Source organism: Streptomyces sp. H27-D2 (assembly GCF_035828615.1).
Lineage (GTDB): Bacteria > Actinomycetota > Actinomycetes > Streptomycetales > Streptomycetaceae > Streptomyces.
Map to the genome: position 1 here is coordinate 1 of NZ_JAYMZR010000192.1, position 2404 is coordinate 2404.

The 2404-nt window shown below is 73.2% G+C and carries 3 protein-coding genes; all 3 read left to right on the forward strand.

The features are described 5' to 3' along the window. A partial coding sequence (locus QMK28_RS33755; RefSeq protein ID WP_326443510.1) for an EboA domain-containing protein occupies positions 1-534 on the forward strand: 534 nt, incomplete at its 5' end. After that, on the forward strand, positions 534-1406 hold the full coding sequence (locus QMK28_RS33760; RefSeq protein WP_326443511.1) for a TatD family hydrolase: 873 nt from the start codon (positions 534-536) through the stop codon (positions 1404-1406). The genes QMK28_RS33755 and QMK28_RS33760, both read left to right, overlap by 1 nt. 3 nt (positions 1407-1409) lie before the next feature. Then, positions 1410-2404: metabolite traffic protein EboE (gene eboE, locus QMK28_RS33765; protein ID WP_326443512.1), on the forward strand; the 995-nt coding region annotated here is incomplete at its 3' end.

Sequence of the window (2404 nt, forward strand, 5' to 3'; positions counted from 1 at the left end):
CTCCAGGCGCTCCCGTATCTGCCGCTGGGCTCAGGCGCGCTCGCGCTGGTCGAGGACGCGCTGCGCGCCAATGACACCAGGCTCATCGCGGCGGCCGTCGGCCCGTACGCGGCCCGTCACCTCGACCCGCACAGCTGGCGGCACGCCGTCCTCAAGTGCCTGTTCACGGGCGTGCCATTGACCGCCGTGGCGGACCTCGAACGCCGGGCGCACGCGGACGGCGAACTCGCCCGCATGCTCGCCGACTACGCCCGCGAGCGCACGGCGGCCTCCCGGCCCGTCTCCGCCGACCTGCACCGTGCCCTGGACCTGACGCGCGGCGATACGAGCCGTACGGACCCCCGCACCGGAACCGACCCGGCTGCCGTCTCCGACCGCGCCACCCCGACCGCCCCGGCCGACCCGGAAACCCCAACTACGCCAACTACGCCAACCGCCCCAGCCGGCTCCTCCGTTCCCGCCGCTCAAACAGGTACCGCAGGCCCCGCCACCACCAGCACCCCCGTCGTGTCCTCCCTCCCCGAGGAGTCCTGATGCGCATCTTCGACCCGCACATCCACATGACCTCCCGCACCACCGACGACTACGAGGCCATGTACGCCGCGGGCGTCCGCGCCGTCGTGGAGCCCTCGTTCTGGCTCGGCCAGCCCCGGACCTCGCCCGCCAGCTTCTTCGACTACTTCGACGCCCTCCTCGGCTGGGAACCCTTCCGCGCCGCCCAGCACGGCATCGCCCACCGCTGCACCCTCGCGCTCAACCCCAAAGAGGCGAACGACCCCCGCTGCACTCCCGTCCTCGACGCGCTGCCCCGCTACCTCATCAAGGACTCGGTCGTCGCCGTCGGCGAGATCGGCTACGACTCGATGACCCCCGCCGAGGACGCGGCCCTCGCCATCCAGCTCCAACTGGCCGCGGACCACGGCCTGCCCGCCCTCGTACACACCCCGCACCGCGACAAGGCCGCGGGGCTGACCCGCACCCTCGACGCGATCCGCGAATCCGACCTCCCCGTCGAGCATGTCGTCCTCGATCACCTCAATGAGACAACCGTAGGGGCCGCCGCTGACAGTGGCTGTTGGCTCGGCTTCTCGATCTACCCGGACACCAAGATGGACGAGGAGCGGATGGTCCGCATCCTGCGGGTGCACGGCACCGACAAGGTGCTGGTCAACTCCGCGGCCGACTGGGGCCGCAGCGACCCGCTCAAGACCCGCCGGGTCGGCGACGCGATGCTCGGCGCGGGTTTCACCGAGGACGACGTCGACCAGGTGCTGTGGCGCAACCCCGTCGCCTTCTACGGAATCAGCGGCCGGCTCGATCTCGACCTGGACCTCGACAGCCCCGAGCCCGCCGCCACCCACGAGGGCAACTCCATCCTGCGCGGCGCTCCCGTCGGGGGGCGATGACCCATGCGCTTCCGCCACCCCGACGGCTCCACCGTCCACCTCGCGTACTGCACCAACGTGCACCCCGCCGAGGACCTCGACGGCGTGCTGGCCCAACTGCGCGACCACGCCGAGCCGGTACGCCGGCGGCTCGGCCGGGACCGTCTCGGCATCGGCCTGTGGCTCGCGCGCGACGCGGCCCGCGCCCTCATCGCCGACCCGGCCGCCCTGCGCCGGCTGCGCACCGAACTCGACGCCCGCGGCCTCGAAGTCGTCACCCTGAACGGCTTCCCGTACGAGGGGTTCGGCGCGGAAGAGGTCAAGTACCGCGTCTACCAGCCCGATTGGACCGATCCGGAGCGCCTCGACCACACCACCGACCTGGCCAGGCTGCTCGCCGCGCTGCTCCCCGACGACGTCCGCGAAGGCACCATCTCCACCCTGCCGCTCGCCTGGCGCACCCCCTACAACGGCGACCCCGAGCGCGCCCGGCAGACCCGGACCGCCCTCAACACCCTCGCCCAGCGACTCGACGCGCTCCAGGAACTCACCGGCCGCTCGATCCGCGTCGGCCTGGAGCCCGAACCCGGCTGCACGATCGAGACCACCGCCGACGCCATCACCGCCCTCGAAGGCCCCGGCGCGCCCCCGGCCGAACGCATCGGCGTCTGCCTCGACACCTGTCACCTCGCCACCGCCTTCGAGGACCCGGCGACCGCCATCGCCGCCCTCGGCCAGGCCGGCGTCCCCATCGTCAAGGCCCAACTGTCAGCGGCCCTGCACGCCGAGGAGCCGCACCGCCCGGAGGTACGGGCCGCCCTCGCGGCCTTCGCCGAGCCGCGCTTCCTCCACCAGACCCGCACCCGCACCCCGGACGGCGTCCACGGCACCGACGACCTCGACGAAGCGCTGGACGCGACGCTCGGCGGGACGCGAGCCGGGCGACCGCTGCCGACCACCGCCCCCTGGCGCGTCCACCTCCACGTTCCGCTGCACGCGCCCCTCACCCCGCCCCTGAC